At 52.8% G+C, this 229-nt stretch carries 1 pseudogene; it reads left to right on the top strand.

Annotated features, from left to right (window positions below):
* Window positions 1–229 (top strand): annotated as a pseudogene (gene rrrD / locus HEN33_RS26035) (lysozyme RrrD); the annotation flags it as partial.

Raw genomic sequence — 229 nt, 5'->3', positions numbered from 1 at the left:
CGTACATCAAAGTCGATATACCGGAAACAACGCGCGGCGCTCTTTACTCGTTCGTTTACAACGTGGGCGCTGGCAATTTCAGAACATCGACGCTTCTTCGCAAAATAAACCAGGGCGATATCAAAGGCGCATGTGATCAGCTACGGCGCTGGACATACGCTGGCGGTAAGCAATGGAAAGGGCTGATGACTCGCCGCGAGATTGAGCGTGAAGTCTGTTTGTGGGGGCA

This window comes from Escherichia sp. 94.0001 (genome assembly GCF_013369155.2).
Lineage (GTDB): Bacteria > Pseudomonadota > Gammaproteobacteria > Enterobacterales > Enterobacteriaceae > Escherichia > Escherichia coli_F.
The sequence above is the reverse complement of the archived record's forward strand: the minus strand, read 5'-3'. Positions and strand labels throughout refer to the sequence as shown.